Origin of the sequence: Rathayibacter sp. AY1C2 (assembly GCF_002931195.1) — a bacterium.
Taxonomy (GTDB): Bacteria; Actinomycetota; Actinomycetes; order Actinomycetales; family Microbacteriaceae; genus Rathayibacter.
The window spans coordinates 17,941-40,640 of sequence record NZ_PSWG01000020.1 but is presented as its reverse complement, the minus strand read 5'-3'; the positions used below and the strand labels follow the sequence as shown (position 1 = coordinate 40,640).

Below are 22,700 nucleotides of genomic sequence, written 5' to 3'. Positions count from 1 at the left end.
ATCGAAAGGACCTCCCCCATGCCTGGTGCACTCGTCCTCGCCGGCGGCGGCCTCGCCGGAATCGCCTGGGAGCTCGGCGTCCTCCGCGGCCTCGCAGACGCCTCCCCCGAGGCGGCCCGCCTCCTGCTCGATCCGTCGACGACCTTCATCGGCACCTCCGCGGGCTCCGCGGTCGCCGCGCAGTTGAGCACCGGCACCGGCCTCGACGAGTCGTACGAGGCCCAGCTCCAGGAGGAGTCCGCCGAGATAGGAGCGGACGTCGACGGTGAGCGCCTCCAGGCCCTCTTCGCCGCGGCCGTCGAGGGCGCGACCTCGCCCCAGGACGCGCGGCGCCGCATCGGCACCCTCGCGCTCGAGGCCGAGACGCTCCCCGAGGACACGCGCCGGGCCGTCATCTCGGCCCGCGTGGGCGACGCCGACTGGCCCGAGCAGCGTCTGCTCATCACCGCGGTCGACACGGCCACCGGTGAGCTGCGCGTGTTCGACCGCGAGAGCGGTGTCGGCCTCGTCGACGCGATCTCCGCCAGCTGCGCCGTCCCCGGGGTCTGGCCTCCCGTCAGCATCGACGGCGTCCGCTACATGGACGGCGGCGTGCGCTCCGGCAGCAACGCCGACCTCGCCGCGGGAGCCGACTGGGTCCTGGTCGTCACTCCGCTGCCGGGAGTCGGCACGCCCGGCGCGGGCCTGATCCCGACCGGCGAGCTCGACGCCCTCGCGGACTCGCGGGTCGAGGTGCTCTACGCCGACGAGGAGTCGGTGCGCGCCTTCGGCCCGAACTCGCTCGACCCGGCCGTCCGCGCCGCCTCCGCCCGCGCCGGACGTGCTCAGGGCGCCCGGCTCGCCTCGCGGATCGCCGCGCTGGTCGGCGCCGAGTAGCCGGTCTCATCGCCGCACGCTGTAGCGCGTGAAGACCGTGCCGTCGGCGAAGCGGTGCTCCTCGCGCAGGTCGAGGCGCGCGTGGAACCCGCACGGGAGGAAGTGGGTCCCGCCGCCCACCGCCACCGGCACCGTGTAGACCTGCACCTCGTCGACGATCCCGGCGAGCAGCGCGTGCCGGGCGAGGGTCGGCCCGCCGATCGAGACGTCGTGGTCGGCGGCGCTGACCTGCGCGGCGACGACGACCGGGTCGAATCCGACCTCGACGCGGGTACGGCGGGTCTCGGCCGACTCCAGCGTCGTCGAGTACACGACCTTGTCGGCCGCCCGCCACATCTCCTGGAAGTCGCGGATGAACGCGAACTCCTCCGCGAGGGCCCAGGTCTGCTCCCACGCGCGCATGACCTCGTACATGCGCCGCCCGTACAGGTACGTGCGCACCCGCCCCTCGCGCTCCGTGATGAAGCGGTGCACGGCGGGTCGCGGCTCCGCCCAGGCGAATCCGCCGTCCGCGTCGTTCACGTAGCCGTCGAGCGACGCGATCGAGCTGTAGATGAGCGCGCCCACGTCGGCCTCTCTCCGTGGCCGGCTTCGGGACCGCCCACGGGCGCGACCGTAGGCCTCCCGCCTCCGTCCGGCAATGTCCGCCGGGTCCTCTGGCGCGGATCGACGGGTCGCCGCTGCTCCCGACGGCGCTCCCGGCGGTCGGCGCCCCCTCCCGGACCGCGTACCGTGGTCGTGCCGCAGAGAGCGGCCGTGAAGGGTTCGGGATGAAGATCAGCCAGCTGCGCCACTTCGTGGCGGTCGCCGAGGAGCTGCACTTCGTGCGCGCCGCCGAGCGCCTCGGCATCTCGCGGCAGAAGCTCGACTCCTCCGTCGCCGCCGTCGAGCTCGACCTCGGCAAGCCGCTCTTCGAGCCCGGTGCCGCCGCCACGACCCTCACCGCGGCCGGGCGGCAGCGCCTCGCCTCCGCCCGCGAGGAGCTCGCCGCGCTCGGCGACGAGCCGGAGGCGGCCCCGAAGTCGGGAGGCAAGGCCAAGGCCTCCAAGGGGACCGGGCGCGCCCCGATCGTCAAGGGCCAGCCGAAGCCCTACAAGCGCCGGCAGTCCCGCTGACGCGCAGTGTCCGATCGTCGGATGTGGTGGGCCCTACCGGGCTCGAACCGATGACATCCACGGTGTAAACGTGGCGCTCTACCAACTGAGCTAAAGGCCCCCGCCGCGGGCGCACCCGCGGACGATCGACTCGATCCTACGGCAGGCGGAGCGGCCCCCTGCGGGCACTAGCCTCGGCACATGACCGCCGACAGCGACTCCCGGGCGAGGCGGCGCGCCGAGAGCCGCTGGCCCGCCTCCGCCGCGATCCTGGTGGCCGTCGCCCTGAACGTGGCCGGCCACAGCGCCGACACCTCGGTGGTCCGCCTCGTCGCCGCCGGCATCACGCTCGCGCTGCTCGTGCCGCTGTTCGTCGTCAACCCGCACCGGCTCGACAGCGAGACGCGCTGGTCGCGCGGTGTCTCCATCGCCCTGGCGGTCGTGCTCGCCGTGGCGAACCAGGTGAACGTGGTCGCCGTGGTGATCGACCTCGTCGACGGGACGGCCGACGGCCCGCCGCTGCTGCTCACCGCACTCCAGGTCTGGGTCACCAACGTCGTCGCGTACGCGCTGCTGTTCTGGGAGCTCGACCGCGGCGGTCCGGTCGCCCGCGGAACGCTTCCCCGCACCGAGCTGCCGGCAGCCGACTTCGCCTTCCCGCAGGACACCTACCGCGACACCGCGCCCGAGGTCGCCGCGACCTCCTCCGAGCGCGCCGACTGGCGGCCCGGCTTCGTGGACTACCTCTCGGTGTCGACGACGAACACCATGGCGTTCAGCCCGACCGACACGATGCCGCTGTCGAGCCGGATGAAGCTCCTGATGATCGCCGAGGCGTTCACCGGATTCGTCCTGCTGGCCCTCGTGATCTCGCGGGCCGTCAACATCCTCAGCTGACGATCGGGGCGGTCCGCCTCCGGAGGGTCAGACGTGCGCGGGAGCGAGCGCGTCGATCGCGGCGCGGTAGGCGTCGATCGAGCGCGCCTCGCCCGGGGCGGTCATGAACGTGTCCCGGATGACGCCGGCCTTGTCGATCAGGAAGGTCGCGCGGGTCGCGTAGCCCTTCGCCTCGGTGAACACGCCGTACTGCTTGGCGACGTCGCCGTGCGGCCAGAAGTCGGAGAGGAGCGTGAAGTCGTAGCCCTGCTTCTCGCCCCAGGCGCGCAGCGTGTGCTTGGAGTCGACCGAGATGCCGATCAGCTCCACGTCGGCGTGCTCGAAGAGGGAGAGGTTCTCGCGCAGCGCGCAGAACTCGCCCGTGCAGGTGCCGGAGAAGGCGAGGGGGAAGAACACCAGGGCGACGTTGCGCCGCCCGTGGAAGTCGCCCAGCTGGATGCGCTCGCCGTACTGGTTCGCGAGTTCGAAGTCGGGAGCCAGGGTCAGCTTCTCGAGAGCCATCGGTCCGATGTCCTTCCGTGCGCACGAGAGTCGCGCGAGCACGAGGGGCAATGCTAGACCCGCTCCGCGCAGACTCCAAGGAACGGCCCGTCTCCCCCGATCACGGGCCGGTCGACGCGTCCCGTCTGGCGCTCTCCTACAGTCGTCGGCGCCCATTCCTCGTGGATCACCACAGTGCGATTCCAGGTTCGGGGCACGGGAATCGCTAGGCTGACGGAGGTGCCCGCGCGCGGCTCGTCATCCGAGCCCCGGATCCGCGGATCCGCACCGCTTCATGAGAGTGATGTCTCGGGCACGATCTGCCCCCAGAGAGAGGTCGAGGGTGACTGTTAACGATCAGGACCCGTATTCCGTCGGTCACGTGGACTCGGACCCCGAGGAAACGTCGGAGTGGAACGAGTCGCTCGATGCGCTCGTCGAGGAGCGGGGCCGGGGTCGCGGGCGCGACGTCATGCTCAGCCTCCTCAAGCGCTCCAAGGAGCTCCACCTCGGCGTGCCGATGGTGCCCACCACGGACTACATCAACACCATCGCGCCCGAGAACGAGCCCGACTTCCCGGGCGACGAGGACGTCGAGCGCCGCTACCGCGCGTGGATCCGCTGGAACGCGGCCATCCTCGTGCACCGCGCGCAGCGTCCCGGCATCGGGGTCGGCGGCCACATCTCGACGTACGCGTCGAGCGCCTCGCTGTACGAGGTCGGCTTCAACCACTTCTTCCGCGGCCAGGACCACCCGGGCGGCGGCGACCAGATCTTCATCCAGGGCCACGCCTCCCCCGGCCCGTACGCGCGCGCCTTCCTCGAGGGACGCCTGAGCGAGCACCAGCTCGACGGATTCCGCCAGGAGAAGTCGCACCGGGGCGGCGGGCTCTCCAGCTACCCGCACCCGCGGCTCATGCCGGAGTTCTGGCAGTTCCCGACCGTGTCGATGGGCCTCGGCCCGATCAACGCCATCTACCAGGCGCAGGCGAACAAGTACCTCACCAACCGCGGCATCAAGGACGCCTCCGACCAGCAGGTCTGGGCGTTCCTCGGCGACGGCGAGATGGACGAGGTCGAGTCGCGTGGTCAGCTCCAGGTCGCCGCGAACGACGGCCTCGACAACCTGAACTTCATCGTCAACTGCAACCTCCAGCGCCTCGACGGACCCGTCCGCGGCAACGGCAAGATCGTGCAGGAGCTCGAGTCGTACTTCCGCGGCGCGGGCTGGAACGTCATCAAGCTCATCTGGGGCCGCGAGTGGGACGACCTGCTCGCCCGCGACACCGAGGGCGCGCTGCTCGACCTGATGAACAAGACGCCCGACGGCGACTTCCAGACCTACAAGACGGAGGACGGCGCCTACGTCCGCGAGAACTTCTTCGGCCGCGACCCGCGCGCCAAGAAGCTCGTCGAGGGCTACTCCGACGAGCAGATCTGGGGCCTGCGCCGCGGCGGCCACGACTACCGCAAGATCTACGCGGCCATGAAGGCCGCGACGGAGCACAAGGGCCAGCCCACCGTCATCCTCGCCCACACCATCAAGGGCTACGGTCTCGGCCGCAGCTTCGAGGGCCGGAACGCGACCCACCAGATGAAGAAGATGACGCTGGACAACCTCAAGTCGTTCCGCGACACCATGCGCATCCCGATCACGGACGCGCAGCTCGAGGAGAACCCCTACCTCCCGCCGTACTACCACCCCGGTCAGAACGACGAGGCGATCGAGTACCTGCAGGAGCGCCGCCGCGCGCTCGGCGGTTACCTCCCCGAGCGCCGCTCGAAGTACACGCAGCTGAACCTCCCCGAGGACTCGGCCTACGCGGTCGGCAAGAAGGGCTCGGGGACGCAGGAGATCGCCACCACCATGGCGTTCGTCCGCATCCTGAAGGACATCCTCCGCTCGAAGGACTTCGGCAACCGCGTCGTCCCGATCATCCCGGACGAGGCGCGCACCTTCGGCATGGACGCGTTCTTCCCGAACGCGAAGATCTACAACCCGCGCGGCCAGCACTACACGTCGGTCGACCGCGAGCTCCTCCTGGCCTACAAGGAGAGCCCGCAGGGACAGATCCTCCATGTCGGCATCAACGAGGCGGGCGCCCTCGCGGCGTTCACCGCGATCGGCACCTCGTACTCGACGCAGGGCGAGCCGCTCATCCCGGTCTACGTCTTCTACTCGATGTTCGGGTTCCAGCGCACGGGCGACGCGATCTGGGCGGCCGGCGACATGATGTCGCGCGGCTTCATGATCGGCGCCACCGCAGGACGCACCACGCTGACCGGCGAGGGCCTCCAGCACGCGGACGGGCACTCCCCGATCCTCGCGGCGACCAACCCCGCCGTCGTGAGCTACGACCCGGCCTACGGGTACGAGATCGCGCACATCGTGCAGTCCGGTCTCGAGCGCATGTACGGCGGGAAGCACACCGACCCGAACGTCATGTACTACATCACGGTCTACAACGAGCCGATCGTGCAGCCGAAGGAGCCGGAGGACGTCGACGTCGAGGGCATCGTCCGCGGCATCCACCGCATCTCCTGGGGTCAGTGGGACGGGCCGAAGGCCCAGCTCCTCGCCTCGGGCGTCGCGGTGCCGTGGGCGATCGAGGCGCAGAAGCTCCTCGCCGAGGACTGGGGTGTCTCGGCGGACGTCTGGTCGGTCACCTCGTGGAACGAGCTGCGCCGCGACGGCATCAAGGCCGAGCAGCACAACTTCCTCCACCCCGAGGACGCCGAGCAGGTGCCGTACGTGACGCAGAAGCTGGCCGACGCGAAGGGCCCCTTCGTCGCCGTCTCGGACTTCTCGCACCAGGTCCCCGACCAGCTGCGCCAGTTCATCCCGGGCGACTTCGCGACGCTCGGCGCGGACGACTTCGGGTTCTCGGACACCCGTGCGGCGGCGCGGCGCTACTTCCAGATCGACGGCCCCTCGGTCGTCGTGCGGACGCTGCAGCTGCTCGCCAAGCGCGGCGAGGTCGACCCCTCGCTCGCCGTCCAGGCGATCGAGAAGTACCGCCTCCTCGACGTCAACGCCGGCACCACCGGCAACGCGGGCGGCGAGAGCTGACGGACGAGTCCGTGCTCTCGCAGGAACCCGCACCGTCGAGTGCGCGGGGTCCTGCTCCTGCGGCGGAGCGTCCGGCCACCCGGCCGGGCGCTCCCCGCACGAAGGAGCAGACCCTCGCCTGGCTGCGCACCCTCGCCGGTGAGCTCTCGACGCAGACGATCAAGCGCCTCGAGGACACGCTGCCCTGGTACGGCAGCATGCCCCCCGGTCGGCGCTCGGCGGTCGGCCTCGTCGCCCAGGCCGGCATCACCTCGTTCATCTCGTGGTTCGACGACCCGTCGGCCACGCCGTGGATCGCGGCGGACGTGTTCGGAGCCGCTCCCCGCGAGCTGCTGCGCTCCGTCTCGCTGACGCAGACGCTGCAGCTGATCAAGGTGACGGTCGAGGTCGTCGAGGACCGGATCAAGAACGGCGGGGAGGACCTCCGCGAGGCGATCCTCCTCTACTCGCGCGAGATCGCCTTCGCCGCGGCCGACGTCTACGCGCGCGCCGCCGAGGCCCGAGGCCTCTGGGACGCGCGCCTGGAGGCGCTGGTCGTCGACTCGATCCTCACGGGCGAGGCCGACGACGAGCTGCCCAGCCGGATCGCCGCCCTCGGCTGGCACGGCCACGGCGAGGTCGCCGTCCTGGTGGGCACCGCCCCCAAGATGCTCGACGTCGACCAGCTGCGCCGCACGGCCCGGCACATGGACGCCGACGTGCTGATCGGCGTGCAGGGCAGCCGGCTCGTCCTGGTCATCGGCCGCGCCGAGCCGAGCGAGAACGCCACGGAGGAGACCGGCCCGCCGGTCGCGTTCCTCGAGATCGCGGAGGCGCTCGAGCCCGGCTTCGGAACGGGCCACCTCGTCCTCGGCCACGAGGTGCCGACCCTGGTCGAGGCGTCGCGCAGCGCCCGCGCGGCCCTCGCCGGCTTCGCGGTCGCCCGCTCCTGGCGGAACGCGCCGCGACCGGTCAACGCCGACGACCTCCTTCCCGAGCGCGCCCTCGCCGGCGACCCGCTCGCCCGCCAGAGCCTCATCACGCAGATCTACCGGCCCCTGCAGAAGCACTCGACCGAGCTGCTGACCACGCTGTGGGCCTACCTCGACAACGGCCGCTCCCTCGAGGCGACCGCCCGCGAGCTGTTCGTGCACCCGAACACGGTGCGCTACCGCCTCAAGCGGGTCGCCGAGGTGATCGGCTGGGACGCGACGGGCGCCCGCGAGGCGCTCATCCTCCAGTCCGCCCTCATCCTCGGCTCCATGAGCGACCCGGACGGCGCCGTCCGCCGGAAGCCGTCCCGACGCTGAGGCCCTCCGCTCGCCGAACCCCTCCCGCCCCTGAACACTTGTAGACCCGCGACAAGCTCTTTGTGCTTTGTCAGTGGCTCCACGCGCCGCACGTGCGAGCGCAGATCGGAAGACTGGATACCGTGATCGTCGTCGTCGCCCCGGGTCAGGGCTCCCAGACCCCCGGATTCCTCGCCCCCTGGCTCGAGATCCCCTCCGTGGCCGAGCAGGTCGCCGCGCACTCGGAGGCGGTCGGCATCGACCTCGCCGCGCACGGCACCGTCTCGGACGCGGACACCATCCGCGACACCGCGGTCGCCCAGCCCCTGATCGTCTCCGCGGGACTCGTGAGCCTCGCCGCCCTCCTCGAGGGCGGACGGCGCGAGCGCATCGCGGGCATCGCCGGCCACTCCGTCGGCGAGATCACCGCGGCCGCCGGAGCCGGGGTCCTCACCGAGGCCGACGCGCTGGTGTTCGTCCGCGAGCGCGCCCGTGCCATGGCCGCTGCGGCCGCCGCCGAGCCGACCGCGATGAGCGCGGTCCTCGGCGGCGACGAGCAGGCCCTGATCGCCCGTCTCGACGAGCTCGGCCTCGAGCCTGCCAACTACAACGGCGGCGGGCAGATCGTCGTCGCCGGCGCGGTCGACGCGCTCGAGGCGCTCAAGGCGGAGCCGCTCCGCGGGACCCGCGTGATCCCCCTGCAGGTGGCCGGCGCCTTCCACACCCGCTACATGGCGCCCGCCCGCGACTCCCTCGCCGGCGTCGCCGCCGGGCTGACCCCCTCCGACCCGACGCTCCGGCTCTGGACGAACCGCGACGGGTCGGTCGTCGACTCCGGTGCCGCGTTCCTCGAGCTGCTCGTCGGCCAGGTCGCCTCCCCCGTCCGCTGGGACCTCTGCATGGCGGCCTTCGCCGACGCGGGCGTCACCGGGATCATCGAGCTGGCACCCGCCGGCGCGCTGGTCGGCCTCGCCAAGCGCGGCCTCAAGGGCGTGCCGAGCATCGCCATCACGACCCCCGACGACGTGGACGCCGCCCGCGCCTTCATCGACGAGCACGCCGCCTAGCAGGAGAGACCCCATGACGACCCCTTCCCTCACCCAGTCCAGCGGCAGCGCGTACACCCGGATCCTCGGCATCGGCGCGGCACGCGGCGACCTCGTCGTCCCGAACGACGACCTGATCGAGCCGATCAACTCCTCCGACGAGTGGATCCGCCAGCGCACCGGCATCATCGAGCGCCGCCGCGCCTCCGCCGACATCCACGCGGTCGACCTCGCGACCACCGCCTCCCTCGAGGCGATCGAGAAGGCGGGCATCCGCCCGGACCAGATCGGCGTCGTGCTCGTCTCCACGATCAGCAACACCGTGCAGACCCCGTCGCTGGCCGCGCTCCTCGCGGACCGCATCGGCGCGAACCCCGCCCCGGCGTACGACATCTCGGCCGCCTGCGCCGGCTACACCTACGGCATCGCCCAGGCCGACTCCTTCATCCGCTCCGGCCTGGCCGAGTACGTGCTCGTCGTCGGAGCCGAGAAGCTGTCCGAGCTGGTCAAGTCGACCGACCGCAGCATCTCCTTCCTCCTCGGCGACGGCGCGGGCGCCGCGGTCGTCGGCCCCAGCGACACCGCCGGCATCTCGAAGACCGTGTGGGGATCCGACGGCTCCAAATGGGACACCGTCGGCATGGACAACCCGCTCGCGGCCTACCGCGACGGCACCGCCGAATGGCCCACCCTCCGCCAGGACGGCCCGTCGGTCTTCCGCTGGGCGGTCTGGGAGATGGCCAAGGTCGCCAAGCAGGCGCTCGCGGAGGCGGGCGTCCAGCCCGAGGACCTCGCCGCGTTCATCCCCCACCAGGCGAACATGCGCATCATCGACGAGCTCGCGAAGCAGCTGAAGCTGCCCGAGACCGTCGCCATCGGCCGCGACATCGAGACCACCGGCAACACCTCCGCCGCGTCGATCCCGCTCGCCACCCACCGCCTGCTCGAGGAGCACCCGGAGCTGCACGGCGGACTCGCGCTGCAGATCGGCTTCGGCGCCGGACTGGTGTTCGGCGCGCAGGTCGTGGTGCTCCCGTGACCGGCGCGACCCCACCCCTAAACTGACCTACGGTCACTGACGAACACCCGAAGAACCCCCAAGGAGAGAACCATGGCACTGTCCAACGAAGAAGTCCTCGCCGGCCTGGCCGAGCTTGTCAACGACGAGACGGGCATCGCCACCGACTCCGTCGAGATGGACAAGTCGTTCACCGACGACCTCGACATCGACTCCATCTCGATGATGACCATCGTCGTCAACGCCGAGGAGAAGTTCGACGTGAAGATCCCCGACGACGAGGTCAAGAACCTCAAGACGGTCGGCGACGCGGTCCGCTTCATCGTCAAGGCGTCCGAGTAGTCGTCGCCCGCGCACCCCGTCCTCGTGGCGGACACCCCGGCCGGCGATCGTCGGCCGGGGTGAGCCCGGCACCCACCCACACGGAACAGAGAAGCTCGTCATGACCAAGAAGATCGTCGTCACCGGAATCGGTGCCAGCACTCCCCTCGGCGGGACCGCCCGGGAGTCCTGGAACGCACTCCTCGCCGGCGAATCAGGCGTCCGCTCCCTCGAGCAGGACTGGGTCGCTCAGTACGACATCCCGGTCACCTTCGCCGCCCAGGCCAAGGTCCGCCCGGAGGAGGTGCTCTCCCGCCCCGAGGCGAAGCGCCTCGACCCCTCCAGCCAGTTCGCGCTCATCTCGGCCCGCGAGGCCTGGGCCGACTCCGGCATCACCGACGTCGACCCGCTCCGCGTGGGCGTCGACTACTCGACCGGCATCGGCGGCCTCTGGACCCTCGTCGACGCGTGGGACACCCTCCGCGAGCGCGGACCCCGCCGGGTCCTCCCGATGACCATCCCGATGCTCATGCCCAACGCGGCCGCCGCCGCCATCAGCATGGCCATCCCCTCCCGCGCCTACGCCCGCACCGACGTGTCGGCCTGCGCCTCCAGCACCGAGGCCCTCGCGAACGCCTACGAGCACATGCAGCTCGGCCTCGCCGACGTGGTCGTCGCCGGCGGCACGGAGTCGGTCGTCCACCCGCTCCCGATCGCCGCCTTCGCGTCGATGCAGGCCCTCTCGCGCCGCAACGACGACCCGGCGACCGCCTCGCGCCCCTACGACGTCTCCCGCGACGGCTTCGTCCTCGGAGAAGGCGCCGCGACGCTCATCCTCGAGACCGAGGAGCACGCCCTCGCCCGCGGAGCCCGCATCTACGCGGAGCTCGCCGGCGGCGCCGTCACCAGCGACTCGTACCACATCACGGCGCCGGACCCCGAGGGCTCCGCCGCCGCCCGCGCCATGATCGGCGCCCTCGAGCAGGCCGGAGCCGCGCTCACCGACGTCACCCACGTCAACGCCCACGCGACGAGCACCCCGGTCGGCGACATCGCCGAGTACCGCGCCCTGCTGCGCGTCTTCGGCGACCACCTCCCGAACATCGCCGTCTCCGCGACCAAGGCGTCCACCGGCCACCTCCTCGGCGGCACTGGCGCGCTCGAGGCCATCTTCACCGTGCTCGCCCTCCACGAGCGCACCGCACCCCCCACCATCAACCTCTTCGAGCAGGACCCCCAGATCCCCCTCGACGTCGTCACCAGCCCCCGCGCCCTCGGCGACGGACCGCTGGTCGCCATCTCGAACTCGTTCGGGTTCGGGGGGCACAATGCTGTTGCCGCTTTCCGGACGGTGTAGCGGGGCGTAGCCCCGCTCCACCGTGCGGTAAGCGGGCTGCGCCGCTCCTTGCGCAGCGCAGGCGCGTCCGCTGGGGAGGGGGGCGGGGTTCCCGAGGGCCGGTGCGGTGCGGCGACGGTGATCCGCTGGAACGCGGATCCCCGGATACGCCTCGTGCCGCGAGGGAGCTGCGCCGCCGTCTGATGCGGGCTGGTGAGCACGCGGTGCTGGTGGGGAGCGCGGGCTTCGCCGCGACTCGGGTCGGATACTCCGATCGCGGAAGCTGTCCGGGTGGGAGCGCGGGCTTCGCCGAGACTCGGGTCGAAGGCTTCGGTTCAAGCAGCTGTGCTCGAGGGGAGCGCGGGCTTCGCCGCGACTCGGGTCGGATGCTCAGATCAGGCGCGACAAAGGTGCGGGCGGCTGCACGAGTCTTCCGACGCCCTCCGCCCCAACGCGGTGCTCCGCCGACCGTCTGGTCGACGTGCGCAGCGAGCGGCAACCGCGAGGCGACGGCGCGACTTCGAGGCGGACCTCTGCCGGAACGGGGGGGGTCCGCTGGCCGCCTGGTTCAGGGGTGCGGGAGCGAGCGGCCCCCGCGAGGCGTATCCGCCGACCCGCGTGCCAGCGGATCGGCGTCGCCGGCCGCCGGCCGCTCCACGGAACCCGACCACCCGCCCGAGCCGACTGCGCGACGCCGCGCGAGGAGCGGCGTCGAATCAGCTCAGCCGACCCCGTGCATCCAGACGACGGGGGCGAAGTCGCCGCCGTAGCGGAAGGGCTCGAGCTCGTCCTCCCAGGCCTGGCCGAGGGCGAGGCGCAGCTCGCGGTGCAGCTCGATGGGGTCGGCGCCGGCGAGTTCCATGGCGGAGCGGATGCGGTCCTCGGGCACGACGGTGTTGCCCGCGCTGTCGGTCTGGGCGTAGAAGATTCCGAGCTCGGGCGTATGCATCCAGCGGCCGCCGTCGACGCCGGGCGAGGGCTCCTCGGTGACCTCGTAGCGGACATCGGCCCAGCCGCGGAGAGCGGACGCGATGACGGCACCGGTTCCGACCGGGCCCTCCCAGGCGAACTCGGCGCGCAGTGTGCTGCGGAGCACGGGCTGCTCGATCCAGGCGAAGTTCACGGCACGACCAAGGGCGCGACCTGTCCCCCACTCGAGGTGGGGGCAGAGCGCGCGGGGGGCGGAGTGCACGAAGAGCACACCCCGAGTCTGCTGCGCCACCATGGTGTCCTCCGTTCGTCCCGGTGCGTCTTCCCCAACGACCCGGACCACGGAACACTCTGCGGTGCGCCTTCTTCGATTATGACGGTGGACGTGCCACCACGCCGATCATGCAGGAGCGGCGGACCTCCGTCAAGGCGGCTCGCCGCGCCTGCTCGACCGGCCGTGGGCGGCTCCTGCCTATACTCGGGTCGTCCGCGCCGCCGGACGCCGCACACCGCCAGACGCCCGCCGGGAGGAGCACCGTGTCCGTCCGCGACGGCCTGCTCGCCCTGCTCACGCTCGGCCCCGCCTACGGCCTCCAGCTGCACGCCGAGCTCCTCGACCGTGCCGCGCACCGGCCCCGGGTCAACGTCGGCCAGATCTACTCGACGCTCGAGCGCCTGCGCGAGCGGGGCCTCGTCGTCTCGGCCGGGTCCACCGACGACGGCCTCCCCCTGCACGCGCTCACCGACGAGGGCCGCGCGGAGGCGGCCGCCTGGCTGACGGGTGACGGAGCGTCCCCGGAGGAGGACTGGGACGACGTCCTCGACCGGGTGCTGCTGGCCTCGAGCCTGTCCGGCGCCGACCTCGCCGCCGTCCTCGACGCGTACGAGAGCTCGCTGCCCGCCACCGCCGACGACGAGCAGGCGGAGGAGGAGGACGCGCACCCGCAGCGCCGCCTCGCCGCGATCGCCGCCGGCGTGCGGGAGGAGGCCCTGCGGCGCCTCCTTGAGGCGGCCCGCGACGAGCTCACGGGCGACGGGCCGGGACGGGGCGTCCGCGGATACGCTCTCGAGCGTCCCCGTCGGGGCCGTCGAGCCTCGAGCTAGGACGAGACAGGCGCGGGTGCCGTCGCCTAGGGTGGTTCGCATGTCCCGCACCCCCCTCGGTCTCCGCGCCCCCTCCCGGGCGCGCCGGCGCCTCGTCGCCGCCGGAGCGGGCACGGTCCTCGTCCTGTGCGCCGCCCTCGCCGCTCCTCTCTCCGCGTCCGCCGCCTACGACCCGTCCGACTACCCCTCGTGGTCCGATGTGGAGGCCGCGAAGTCGAGCGAGAGCGCCACCGCCGCCGAGGTCGACCGCATCACCGCATTCCTCGCCGACCTGCGCGACCAGGCCGCCGCCCTCACCGACGCCGCCATCAGCCGGGCCGCCGAGGCGGACGCCGCGCAGAGCGCTCTCGACGAGGCGACTCAGCGCGTGAGCGCCCTGGAGGAGCGCGCCTCCGCCGCCCGCTCGGACGCCGACGCCGCGAAGGAGCAGGCCGGCCGTCTCGCCGCGCAGCTCTACCGCAACGGCGGGACCGATGCGACGCTCAACCTCCTCATCGGCGGCGACGAGTCGAGCGAGCTGCTCTACCGCCTCGGCACCATGACGCAGCTCACCCAGCAGACCAGCCGGCTCCAGACCGCGGCGCAGTCGACCGAGAACCAGGCCGTCTCCCTCGCCGCTCAGGCCGAGCAGGCCCGGGGCGAGCGCGTCTCCCTCGCCACCGCCGCGGCCGACGCGCTCTCGGCCGCCCGCTCCGCGCAGGCCGAGGCCGACGCCAAGGTCGCCGACCAGGAGAAGTACAGCCAGGAGCTCTACACCCAGCTCGCCTCGCTCAAGAACACCACCGCCGAGATCGAGCGGGAGTACGCCGACGGCCAGGACGCGAAGTCGGCCTTCGAGGAGCAGCAGCGCCTCTCCCGCCTCGCCGCCGAGGCCGAGGCCGCCCGCCAGCGCGCCGCGTCGGCTCCCGCCGCGGCCGCTGCTCCGGCAGCGCCCTCCAACAGCGGAGGTGGCGGAGGCGGCCCGGTCGAACTCGGCGACGACGACCCGACCGGCGCGCGCAACAGCTCCGCCAAGACCATCGCCGCCCTCGGCACCTACGCCGGACGCACGGACGGCCTCTCCCCCGCGCAGGCCCAGGCCTATGCCCGGACCGCCGTCGGCCGCTTCGGCTGGGGCGCCGACCAGGTCGACCGGTGCCTCATCCCGCTGTGGAACGGCGAGTCGGGGTGGCGCTGGAACGCGCTGAACCGCTCCTCCGGCGCCTACGGCATCCCGCAGGCCCTCCCGGCGAGCAAGATGGCCAACTCGGGAGCCGACTACCAGACGAACGCGGCGACGCAGGTCGACTGGGGGCTCTCGTACATCAAGAGCGCCTACGGCTCGCCCTGCAACGCGTGGTCGAGCTGGAACAACCGCTCGCCGCACTGGTACTGATCCCGCGTCTCACTTCGCCTGGTCGTAGGAGTCGACGACGGCGACGGTGACCGGGAAGTCGACCTCGCCCTCTCCGAAGAGCGAGCGTCCGGCGCGCACCGCCGCCTCGCGGACGATCGCGGCGACCCGCTCGCCGACGTCGGCGGGAGCGTGCAGGATCACCTCGTCGTGCAGGAAGTAGACGAGGTGCGCCCGGCCGACCGCGCCGCCCTCGGCGCGCAGTCGCGCCCGCAGCTCGCCCATCCAGCAGAGCGCCCACTCGGCCGCGGTCCCCTGCACCACGAAGTTGCGGGTGAAGCGTCCCCACTCGCGTGCCCGGGCCGCATCGGCCGAGAGCCCCTCGGGGCCCGGAGGCGAGCTGCGCCCGAGCCACGTCGAGACGCTCTCGCCGCGCTCGCCCGCTCGAGCCGCCGCCTCGACGTGCGCGACCGAGCGCGGGTAGGCACGGGCGAGCCTCGGGAGCAGCCGCCCGGCCTCGCCGCTCGTCGCCCCGTACATCGCCCCCAGCATCGCGACCTTCGCCCTCGGCCGGTCGGGGACCACGCCGGCGTCGACGATGCCCTGGTAGAGGTCGCGGCCCCGCCCGGCGGCGGCCATGGCCGAGTCGCCCGACAGCGCGGCGAGGATGCGCGGCTCGAGCTGCGCGGCATCCGCGACCACGAGGCTCCAGCCCGGATCCGCGGTGACCGCGGCGCGGATCTGCCGCGGCAGCTGCAGCGCCCCTCCGCCCGAGGTCGCCCAGCGGCCGGTGACGACGCCGCCCACCACGTACTCCGGCCGGAACCGGCCGTCGCGCACCCACGCGTCGAGCCACGCCCAGCCGTTGGCGGTGAGCAGCCGGGAGAGCTTCTTGTACTCCAGGAGGGGCGGCACCGCGGGGTGCTCGAGGGACTGCAGCTCCCAGGAGCGCGTCGACTCGACCGGCAGCCCCGCGCGCCGCAGCGCCTTGAGGAGCTCGGCCGGCGAGTCGGGATTGAGCTCGGGCGCGCCGAGCTCGTCGCGCAGACGGACGGCCAGCGCCTCCAGCAGGGCCGGGCGGCCGCCGAAGAGCGGGCGGGGGCCGAGCATCCCGGTGAGCACCCGGTCGTGCACATCGGCGCGCCACGGCAGCCCCGCGTGGGCGATCTCGCGAGCGATCAGGGCGCCGACGGACTCGGCGGCGAGCAGCAGGCGGAGCCGGCCGGCCTCGGCGACGCCGGAGAGCGCCTCCTCCTGCCGGGCCAGCTCGAGGACGGGGTCGAGCTCGTCGGAGCCGCCCGCCGCCTCCTCGAACCCGATCAGCGTGTCCTGCGCGGCGGGGGCCGCGGCTCCCGCGTCCCACGGGTCGAGGGGCGAGCGCGCGAGAGCCGATGCGGCGGCGGAGACCGAGCGGCGGAGGATCGCGCGGGCCAGCCGGAGGTCGTGGCACCGGGCGACGACCACGCCGGCCGACAGCAGTGCGGGGTACCAGCGCGCGGTGTCGTCCCAGACCCAGCGCGGGCGCTCCGGCTCCCGCTCCCGGACGAACGCCGCCAGCTCGGCCGGGCCCCTGCCGCTCCCGGCCTCGGCGCCGCCGACGGGGTCGACCGCCCGCCACGCCCCCGTGGGGCCGCCGACGAGTGCGAGGAGCATCGGGCCATTCTCCCCCGTGGCGGACACGGAGGCCGCCGTCGCGGGGACGGCCGGGCCCCCTCTCGCTGAAGGAGTCACGGCGACGGCCGCGAGGGCGGGTAGCCGGGGAAGGGCTTCTCCTGCGCCGTCGGCGGCTGATGGGCCCACAGGGCGGCCGCGATGGTGTCCATCGAGCGGGAGTAGCCCACGAGCGTCCGCCTCTCCGGCTCCGCCGCCCAGGTCACCGCGCGGAACCAGGTCTCGCGGTACGGGCCGGTCTCGATGCGGCGCACCAGGCCGATCCGGCCGGTGCGCAGGGCGTCGACCATCACCCACTCGTCCTGCCCGCTGCTGCGCAGCATCTGGAGCGGACTCCACTCGATCATCGCGCCTCCCACCGGTCGATCCGCGGCCGTGGCGAGCACGAGCGCCGCGGCGTACACTCGCAGACTATCGAACACATGTTCGAACGGCCAACCGGGTCCGGCGAGTGAACGGGAGCACGACGATGGCGGTGATCGACGAGACGGCGCTGGTCTCGACCGACGGCGAGGGAGTGCCGATCGCGCTCGAGTGGCGGGGCGGGAGCTACCGGGTGACCGACCGGCCGACGGTGTGGACCTGCACGAGCGAGTGGTGGGCGCCCCTCGAGGGGTTCCCGCCGACGTTCGGGCGCACACCGGTGAGCATCGGCGGCTGGCGCTTCCAGGCGACAGACGTCGCGACCGGCGGAGCGTTCGTGCTCGACGTGGTCGCGTCGACGGAGCCGCAGTGGAGCGTGGTGCGGATCTACGAGTAGTGCCGGCGCGAGGCCGGTCGGGCGGCTACTTGTCGGCCGACCAGGGCGCCCGCGTCATGGCGATGAGAGCCGCGACTCCGGAGACGAGGCCGACACCGGCGATGGCGGACACGACGAGCCAGAGAACGAGTTCCATGCCACCAGTCTATCGAGCCCCGGAGCGGATCCTCTCCTCCCCGCTTCCATCCCCCGGCTATGGAATAGCCTGGGCAGAGTGACCGACGCCCCCACCCGCGCGAGTGTCGGACTGCGCTCGGAGCGCGGCCCGATCCTGCTGTCCCTGATGATCTCGACCGCTCTGGTCGCCCTCGACGCCACGATCCTCTCGACGGCCGTGCCGTCCATCGTCGCCGACCTGGGGGGCTTCGAGCAGTTCCCCTGGCTGTTCTCGATCTACCTGCTGGCCCAGGCCGTCTCGGTCCCCCTCTACGGCAAGCTCGCCGACGTGATCGGGCGCAAGCCCATCATGCTGATCGGCATCGCCCTGTTCCTGGTCGGCTCGCTCCTGTGCGGCCTCGCCTGGAGCATGCCCGCGCTGATCGCGTTCCGAGCCCTGCAGGGCCTGGGGGCCGGAGCGATCCAGCCGATGGGCATCACCATCGCCGGCGACATCTACACGGTCGCCGAGCGTGCGAAGACCCAGGGCTACCTCGCGAGCGTCTGGGGCATCTCCTCGGTCGTCGGGCCGATCCTCGGCGGCGTGCTCTCGGACCTGGGCGCCTGGCGCGGCATCTTCCTCGTCAACATCCCCCTGTGCCTCCTGGCGGCGTTCCTCCTGATCCGCAGCTTCCGCGAGACCACGCGGGGCGAGAAGCAGCGGATCGACGTGGCGGGCGCCTCCGTGCTCGCCGTGGGCACCGCGCTGCTCATCCTCGGGCTGCTCGAGGGCGGCAGCGCCTGGCCGTGGCTCTCCCCCGCCGGAGTCGGCGTGTTCGTCGTCTCGGCCCTCGCGTTCGCCGGCTTCGTCGCGATCGAGCGGCGCGCGGCCGCCCCGGTGCTCCCCCTCTGGGTCCTCACGCGGCGCGTGCTGATCTCGACCAGCCTGGTCTCGGTGACCGTCGGCGCGATCACGCTCGGCGTCACCTCGTACTTCCCGACCTTCGCGCAGGGCGTGCTCGGCAGCTCCGCCCTCGGCGCGGGCTTCGCCGTCGCGGCGATGACGCTCGGCTGGCCGGTCGCGGCGAGCCTGTCGGGCCGGCTCTACCTGCGCATCGGCTTCCGCAACACGGGCTTCCTCGGAGCGGGGCTCGTCGTGATCGGCACGGCGCTGACCGTCCTGCTCGGCTCCTCCTCGACGCTGTGGGAGATCGCCGGCTTCTGCGTGCTGATCGGCGCCGGCATGGGGCTCGTGGCGACTCCGACGCTGATCCGGGCGCAGTCGAGCGTCGACTGGAACGAGCGCGGAGTGGTCTCCTCGACCAACTTCTTCGCCCGCAACATCGGCAGCGCCGTCGCCGTGGCCGTGTTCGGCGCGATCGTGAACGCGAAGGCGGGCGGCGGCGTCCCCGCACCGGCGGACCTCGCCGAGGGCACCCGCTTCGTCTGCATCGCGCTCACGGTCCTCGCCGTGGGCATGCTCGCCGCGGTCTGGGCGATGCCGAAGGAGGGGCGCACCGCGCCCGGAGAGGATCGGGCGGCGGAGGCCGAGCCCGACGCGGCCCGGCCGGACGCGGCCCAGCCCTAGCCGTCAGGCGGCGCCGCCGGTTCTCGTCGTCAGCCGGAGCGGCGCGCCGCGGCCGTCGCTCGCAGTCGGTCGCGGTGGGTGCGGCGCACCCGGTGCGTCCAGCGCTGCAGGGACGACCCCATCCCGGGGTGCCGCGCCAGCGTGTGGAGAGCGCGGTCGAACCGGCGGAGCATGTCCGCGAAGGCGCCGAAGGGGCGGGCCGAGATGCCGACCTCGAGGTGGCGGTCGAGCACGATCCGGTGCCGGAGTCCCAGGTGCACGCTGATCTCGACGTCGTCGTGCACGTAGGCGTCGTGCCGGTGCATCTCCTCCGCGATCTCCTCCCACGCCGACCGGCGGACGGCGCAGTTGGAGCCGAAGAGCGGCCAGTTGGCCAGCGCCGACCCCATCAGCACGAAGTAGGCGTCCATGTAGGCGACCCGCGCGATCACCCGGGCGATCGGGCCGAGCTCGTCGAAGCGTCCGGGACCGGTCACCGCTCCGACCTCGGGGTCGGCGAAGTGGCTGGCCAGGCGCGCCAGCCAGTCGGGTCCCGGGCGGGAGTCGGCGTCGAGCCGTGCGAGGACGTCGCCGTGCGCCTCGTCGAAGCCGTGCGCCGTGCTCGCCGGGATCCCGGCTCCGTCGTGCCGCACCACCCGCGCGCCCGCCGCTCGCGCGACGGCGGCGCTGTCGTCGGTGCTCCCGTCGTCGACGACGACGATCTCGAACGGAGCGAGCGTCTGCTCGCGGAGGAGCTCGAGCAGCTGCTCGAGGTGGCGGGCGTCGTCCTTCACGGGGACGACGACCGAGATGCGCCGGTGATCCATCCGCCCAGTCAACGCGATCGGGGCGCTCAGCGGGGACACCGCCACGCGGCTCGCGCGAGCCCGGACCTGTCAACCGGCTCCCGAGCGCGCCGGATCCGCTGATGGGATCGACCCGTGTCCGCCGGATCGGCGGCCCGATCGAGACAGGAGACGACATGACCCAGGGACCTCGAGACTTCCGGCCCACCCGTGCACTGGTGACCGCCTCGGACTCCGGCATCGGCCGGGCGACCGCGGTGGCACTGGCCGAGGCGGGCATGGACGTCGGCATCACCTGGCACAGCGACGAGGAGGGCGCGCAGGGCACGGCGGAGGAGGTGCACTCCCTCGGTCGGCGCGCCGAGATCGCGCGCCTCGACACGACGGATCTGGAGGGCGCGGGCGACGTGATCGACGACCTCGCGGATCGACTGGGCGGGCTCGACGTCGCCGTCAGCAATGCGGGCGGAGGCGGAGGCGAGCCCTTCCTCGAGCAGAGCCTCGACAGCTGGCGCTCGACCGTCGCCCTGAACTTCGACGGAGCGTTCGTCTGCCTCCAGCGCGCCGCGCGGCGCATGGCGGCCCAGGGCACGGGCGGCAGGATCATCGCGGTCACCAGCGTCCACGAGCACCAGCCGCGGGTCGGCTCCGTCGCCTACACCGCCGCCAAGCACGGGCTGGGCGGCCTGCTGAAGGTCGCCGCACTCGAGCTCGGCTCCCTCGGCATCACCGTCAACGCCGTCGCCCCCGGAGAGATCGCCACGCCGATGAACGACGCCGAAAACGTGGACCCCGTCACGATCGACCGCCCCGGCATCCCCCTCGGCCGCCCCGGCGACGCCCGCGAGATCGCGGCGGTGGTCGCCTTCCTGGCCTCTCCCGCCGCCTCCTCCATCACCGGATCCTCGTACGTCGTGGACGGCGGGATGCTGCAGATGGGGCCGCAGGCCGGCTCCCACCTCCGGCAGGACGACTGGCGCGAGGCCTGAGCCGCCGACCACGGCGCCCGCCCGCCGGGTACTCTCGAAGAGGTGCTCCGGCGGGCGGGGCGCCTGCTCCGGGATGTAGGTGACGCACGTGTGGTTCCGGCGTCGACGCAGGTTCAAGATGGAGCCGTACGACCCCGATGAGAACCCGTCGCGCGAGCCCGCCTCCGTCGAGGAGGCCGCCGAGGAGGGCCTGATGCTCGCGCAGTACGCGAGCCGGATGGCCGTGAAGAACCGGGTGCTGATGGACGGCCTCGGCGCCGACGTCCCCTTCGACTCGGGCCGCTACTCCGTCGTCGCCGCGGAGGAGCTCGAGAAGCTGGCGCGCGAGTCCGAGGCGGCCGCTGAGCGCCTGCGCGGCATCGCCGCCGACGTGACCTCCGTGGGCGGCCGCTCCGACCACGTGCACGACTACCGCTCGGCCGACGTCGACAACCTCGACCACCGCGAGCGGCTCTCGCTCCTCGTCGCCGACTCCCTCCACAGGCGTGCGCAGGACGAGGAGTACCTCGCGACGCTCGTCGACGACGCCCGTCAGGACGCGTGGCGCGAGCTCGCGCAGTCGATCGAGGAGACCCTCGACCGCACCTCGCGGATCGACCCGGACGACGAGGAGTACCGCCGCGACCGCTCGGTGCGGATGGCGCTCGTGGTCGTCGACGACCTGGTCAAGCTGGCGGAGGAGCGCGGCGTCAGCATCGAGGACTGACGGGCTCGTCGGGGGACGCCGGGACCGGGCTCAGGCCCAGCCGGCGCGGAACGACTCGGTCGCCTCGGCGGAGCGCTCCCGGACCGACTCCAGCAGCTCCTCCATGGTGGAGCTGCGGAGGAACGCGAGGCGGTCGAGCTCGGTGACCGGTGCGACGCCGGCGAGCTGCCAGGCGTGCGCGGCCGGATCCTCGGCGAGCTCGACGACCGCGCCGTAGCGCTGCTCGACGAACTCGCTCGCGACCGCCAGTGCCGTGCGGACCGCCGACTCCGCCGCAGCCAGCGCGGGGGCGTGCTTCTCGTCCCACTCCAGATCGGGCAGCAGGCGGACCTCGGCGCGCGGGTACGGGTCGTCCTCGTACCAGCGGACGACCTCGAAGCGCTCCTCGCCCACGGAGTCGAGCGTGACGAACGACTCCGCCCCGTCGATGTTCAGGATGCGCGCGCGGGCACCGACCGCGAACCGCTGGTCGCCGCCGCCCACCTCCTGGCCGCGCTCGATGAGCACGACGCCGAACGCGAGGGTCTCGTCCTCGAGGACGTCGCCGAGCATCCGCAGGTACCGCGGCTCGAACAGCCGGAGCGGGAGCGGCATGTGCGGCAGGAGCACGGAGCCGAGCGGGAACATCGGAAGATCAGGCACGGGTTCAGGCAATCACGTCGAGCGGAGAGCGGCCAGTACGGGCGCGGCGCGTCGGGACGTGCTAGCGCATCGAGCCACCGTGTCGTCCGCTCGCGGATGCTCGCCACGCCCCGGACGATCTCCGACGGCCCGCCCTCACCCGCGAGGCTCCCACTCAGACTGGGAGCATGGATCTCGCTGACCTCCGAGCCGTCGTCCGCGCGGACCTGGCCGCCAAGGGCCACGCCTCCGACCGGCTCACCGTCCTCGTCCTCCGACTCGGGCAGTACTCGAGCTCTCGGAGGACCCGGCTCCCCCTCCACCTCGTCTACCGCCTCGTCGATCTCGTCTGGACCCGCATGATCGTCGGAGCCGAGCTGCCGCCGACCGCTCAGGTCGGGCCCGGCCTGCGTCTCCCCCACTGGGGCCGCGGCGTGATCCTGCACCCGCGCACGGTCATCGGGAGGAACGCGTTCATCTACCACGGCGTCACCATCGGCGAGTCGAAGGGTCGGACGCCCGTCATCGGCGACGACGTCTACATCGGCGCCCGCGCGACGATCGTCGGGGACGTGACCGTCGGCGACCGTGTGCGGGTCGGAGCCGGCGCCGTCGTCGTCCGCGACGTCGCATCCGACTCGTCCGCGGTCGGCGTGCCGGCGAGGACCGCGTCGGCGCCGTCCTGAGGCACGGCCCGTCGGCCTGACGGGC

Annotated in this window: 23 protein-coding genes and 1 tRNA gene; 16 read left to right on the top strand and 8 right to left on the bottom strand. The window is 72.7% G+C overall.

Annotation, left to right across the window (positions count from 1 at the left end; translation table 11 throughout):
- Positions 1-18: 18 nt before the first annotated feature.
- A complete protein-coding gene (locus C5C55_RS13095) occupies positions 19-876 on the top strand; it encodes a patatin-like phospholipase family protein (RefSeq protein ID WP_104234198.1) in 858 nt (285 codons plus the stop codon).
- A gap of 6 nt (positions 877-882) precedes the next feature.
- Here the strand turns inward: C5C55_RS13095 and C5C55_RS13090 are convergent, their stop codons facing one another.
- Entirely contained in the window at positions 883-1,443 is a 561-nt protein-coding gene (locus tag C5C55_RS13090; RefSeq protein WP_104234197.1) for a dihydrofolate reductase family protein, read from the bottom strand.
- 203 nt (positions 1,444-1,646) lie between these two features.
- Here C5C55_RS13090 and C5C55_RS13085 point away from each other — a divergent pair, with 203 nt between their 5' ends.
- Positions 1,647-1,991, top strand: a complete 345-nt coding sequence (locus C5C55_RS13085; protein ID WP_104223469.1) for a LysR family transcriptional regulator — start codon at positions 1,647-1,649, stop codon at positions 1,989-1,991.
- A gap of 24 nt (positions 1,992-2,015) precedes the next feature.
- On the opposite strand, the gene C5C55_RS13080 is transcribed toward C5C55_RS13085, so the two are convergent.
- Positions 2,016-2,091: transfer RNA gene (locus tag C5C55_RS13080), tRNA-Val, on the bottom strand.
- Between the two features lie 80 nt (positions 2,092-2,171).
- Between C5C55_RS13080 and C5C55_RS13075 the strand changes: the two genes are divergently transcribed.
- The gene (locus C5C55_RS13075) at positions 2,172-2,867 is read left to right on the top strand and encodes a hypothetical protein (protein ID WP_104226669.1); all 696 of its coding nucleotides are present in this window, start codon (positions 2,172-2,174) and stop codon (positions 2,865-2,867) included.
- Between the two features lie 27 nt (positions 2,868-2,894).
- Here C5C55_RS13075 and C5C55_RS13070 read toward each other — a convergent pair whose 3' ends face one another.
- Positions 2,895-3,368, bottom strand: a complete 474-nt coding sequence (locus C5C55_RS13070) for a peroxiredoxin (protein ID WP_104223507.1) — start codon at positions 3,366-3,368, stop codon at positions 2,895-2,897.
- A gap of 322 nt (positions 3,369-3,690) precedes the next feature.
- On the opposite strand from C5C55_RS13070, the gene aceE reads away from it, so the two are divergent.
- The 6 genes from aceE to C5C55_RS13040 all read left to right on the top strand — a co-directional run bounded on the left by aceE (position 3,691) and on the right by C5C55_RS13040 (position 11,427).
- A complete protein-coding gene (aceE, locus tag C5C55_RS13065; protein WP_104223467.1) occupies positions 3,691-6,417 on the top strand; it encodes a pyruvate dehydrogenase (acetyl-transferring), homodimeric type in 2,727 nt (908 codons plus the stop codon).
- A 122-nt stretch (positions 6,418-6,539) separates the two neighbouring features.
- A complete protein-coding gene (locus tag C5C55_RS13060) occupies positions 6,540-7,706 on the top strand; it encodes a CdaR family transcriptional regulator (protein WP_181027189.1) in 1,167 nt (388 codons plus the stop codon).
- A gap of 122 nt (positions 7,707-7,828) precedes the next feature.
- Positions 7,829-8,752 (top strand): ACP S-malonyltransferase, encoded by a 924-nt coding sequence (locus tag C5C55_RS13055; RefSeq protein WP_104234196.1) that lies wholly within the window; start codon positions 7,829-7,831, stop codon positions 8,750-8,752.
- A 13-nt stretch (positions 8,753-8,765) separates the two neighbouring features.
- Entirely contained in the window at positions 8,766-9,770 is a 1,005-nt protein-coding gene (locus C5C55_RS13050) for a beta-ketoacyl-ACP synthase III (RefSeq protein WP_104223464.1), read from the top strand.
- A 72-nt stretch (positions 9,771-9,842) separates the two neighbouring features.
- On the top strand, positions 9,843-10,091 hold the full coding sequence (locus tag C5C55_RS13045; protein WP_104223463.1) for an acyl carrier protein: 249 nt from the start codon (positions 9,843-9,845) through the stop codon (positions 10,089-10,091).
- Positions 10,092-10,191: 100 nt separating this feature from the next.
- Complete coding sequence (locus C5C55_RS13040; protein ID WP_104226673.1) at positions 10,192-11,427, top strand: beta-ketoacyl synthase; 1,236 nt, start codon at positions 10,192-10,194, stop codon at positions 11,425-11,427.
- Positions 11,428-12,127: 700 nt separating this feature from the next.
- Here the strand turns inward: C5C55_RS13040 and C5C55_RS13035 are convergent.
- On the bottom strand, positions 12,128-12,631 hold the full coding sequence (locus C5C55_RS13035; RefSeq protein ID WP_104226674.1) for a DUF3145 domain-containing protein: 504 nt from the start codon (positions 12,629-12,631) through the stop codon (positions 12,128-12,130).
- Positions 12,632-12,873: 242 nt separating this feature from the next.
- Here C5C55_RS13035 and C5C55_RS13030 point away from each other — a divergent pair, with 242 nt between their 5' ends.
- Positions 12,874-13,440, top strand: a complete 567-nt coding sequence (locus C5C55_RS13030) for a PadR family transcriptional regulator (RefSeq protein WP_181067856.1) — start codon at positions 12,874-12,876, stop codon at positions 13,438-13,440.
- A gap of 40 nt (positions 13,441-13,480) precedes the next feature.
- On the top strand, positions 13,481-14,815 hold the full coding sequence (locus tag C5C55_RS13025) for a hypothetical protein (RefSeq protein ID WP_258072557.1): 1,335 nt from the start codon (positions 13,481-13,483) through the stop codon (positions 14,813-14,815).
- Positions 14,816-14,824: 9 nt separating this feature from the next.
- Here C5C55_RS13025 and C5C55_RS13020 read toward each other — a convergent pair whose 3' ends face one another.
- Positions 14,825-16,426, bottom strand: coding sequence for a bifunctional 3'-5' exonuclease/DNA polymerase (locus C5C55_RS13020; protein ID WP_104234194.1), 1,602 nt, complete (start codon positions 16,424-16,426; stop codon positions 14,825-14,827).
- A gap of 74 nt (positions 16,427-16,500) precedes the next feature.
- The gene (locus tag C5C55_RS13015) at positions 16,501-16,791 is read right to left on the bottom strand and encodes a hypothetical protein (RefSeq protein ID WP_146076962.1); all 291 of its coding nucleotides are present in this window, start codon (positions 16,789-16,791) and stop codon (positions 16,501-16,503) included.
- A 104-nt stretch (positions 16,792-16,895) separates the two neighbouring features.
- Between C5C55_RS13015 and C5C55_RS13010 the strand changes: the two genes are divergently transcribed.
- Entirely contained in the window at positions 16,896-17,204 is a 309-nt protein-coding gene (locus C5C55_RS13010) for a hypothetical protein (RefSeq protein WP_146080951.1), read from the top strand.
- Positions 17,205-17,487: 283 nt separating this feature from the next.
- Positions 17,488-18,888: an MDR family MFS transporter gene (locus tag C5C55_RS13005; protein WP_104234216.1), complete on the top strand. Its 1,401-nt coding sequence runs from the start codon at positions 17,488-17,490 to the stop codon at positions 18,886-18,888.
- 29 nt (positions 18,889-18,917) lie between these two features.
- On the opposite strand, the gene C5C55_RS13000 is transcribed toward C5C55_RS13005, so the two are convergent.
- Positions 18,918-19,694 carry a glycosyltransferase family 2 protein gene (locus C5C55_RS13000; protein ID WP_104234192.1) on the bottom strand — a complete coding sequence of 259 codons (777 nt, stop codon included), beginning with the start codon at positions 19,692-19,694 and terminating at the stop codon, positions 18,918-18,920.
- A 155-nt stretch (positions 19,695-19,849) separates the two neighbouring features.
- On the opposite strand from C5C55_RS13000, the gene C5C55_RS12995 reads away from it, so the two are divergent.
- Positions 19,850-20,662, top strand: a complete 813-nt coding sequence (locus tag C5C55_RS12995) for an SDR family oxidoreductase (RefSeq protein WP_104234215.1) — start codon at positions 19,850-19,852, stop codon at positions 20,660-20,662.
- A gap of 118 nt (positions 20,663-20,780) precedes the next feature.
- Positions 20,781-21,368, top strand: a complete 588-nt coding sequence (locus tag C5C55_RS12990) for a hypothetical protein (RefSeq protein ID WP_104234191.1) — start codon at positions 20,781-20,783, stop codon at positions 21,366-21,368.
- 30 nt (positions 21,369-21,398) lie between these two features.
- Here C5C55_RS12990 and C5C55_RS12985 read toward each other — a convergent pair whose 3' ends face one another.
- Positions 21,399-22,010, bottom strand: a complete 612-nt coding sequence (locus C5C55_RS12985) for an LON peptidase substrate-binding domain-containing protein (RefSeq protein WP_244229436.1) — start codon at positions 22,008-22,010, stop codon at positions 21,399-21,401.
- A gap of 167 nt (positions 22,011-22,177) precedes the next feature.
- On the opposite strand from C5C55_RS12985, the gene C5C55_RS12980 reads away from it, so the two are divergent.
- On the top strand, positions 22,178-22,675 hold the full coding sequence (locus C5C55_RS12980; RefSeq protein WP_104234190.1) for a DapH/DapD/GlmU-related protein: 498 nt from the start codon (positions 22,178-22,180) through the stop codon (positions 22,673-22,675).
- The last annotated feature ends 25 nt before the right edge of the window (positions 22,676-22,700 follow it).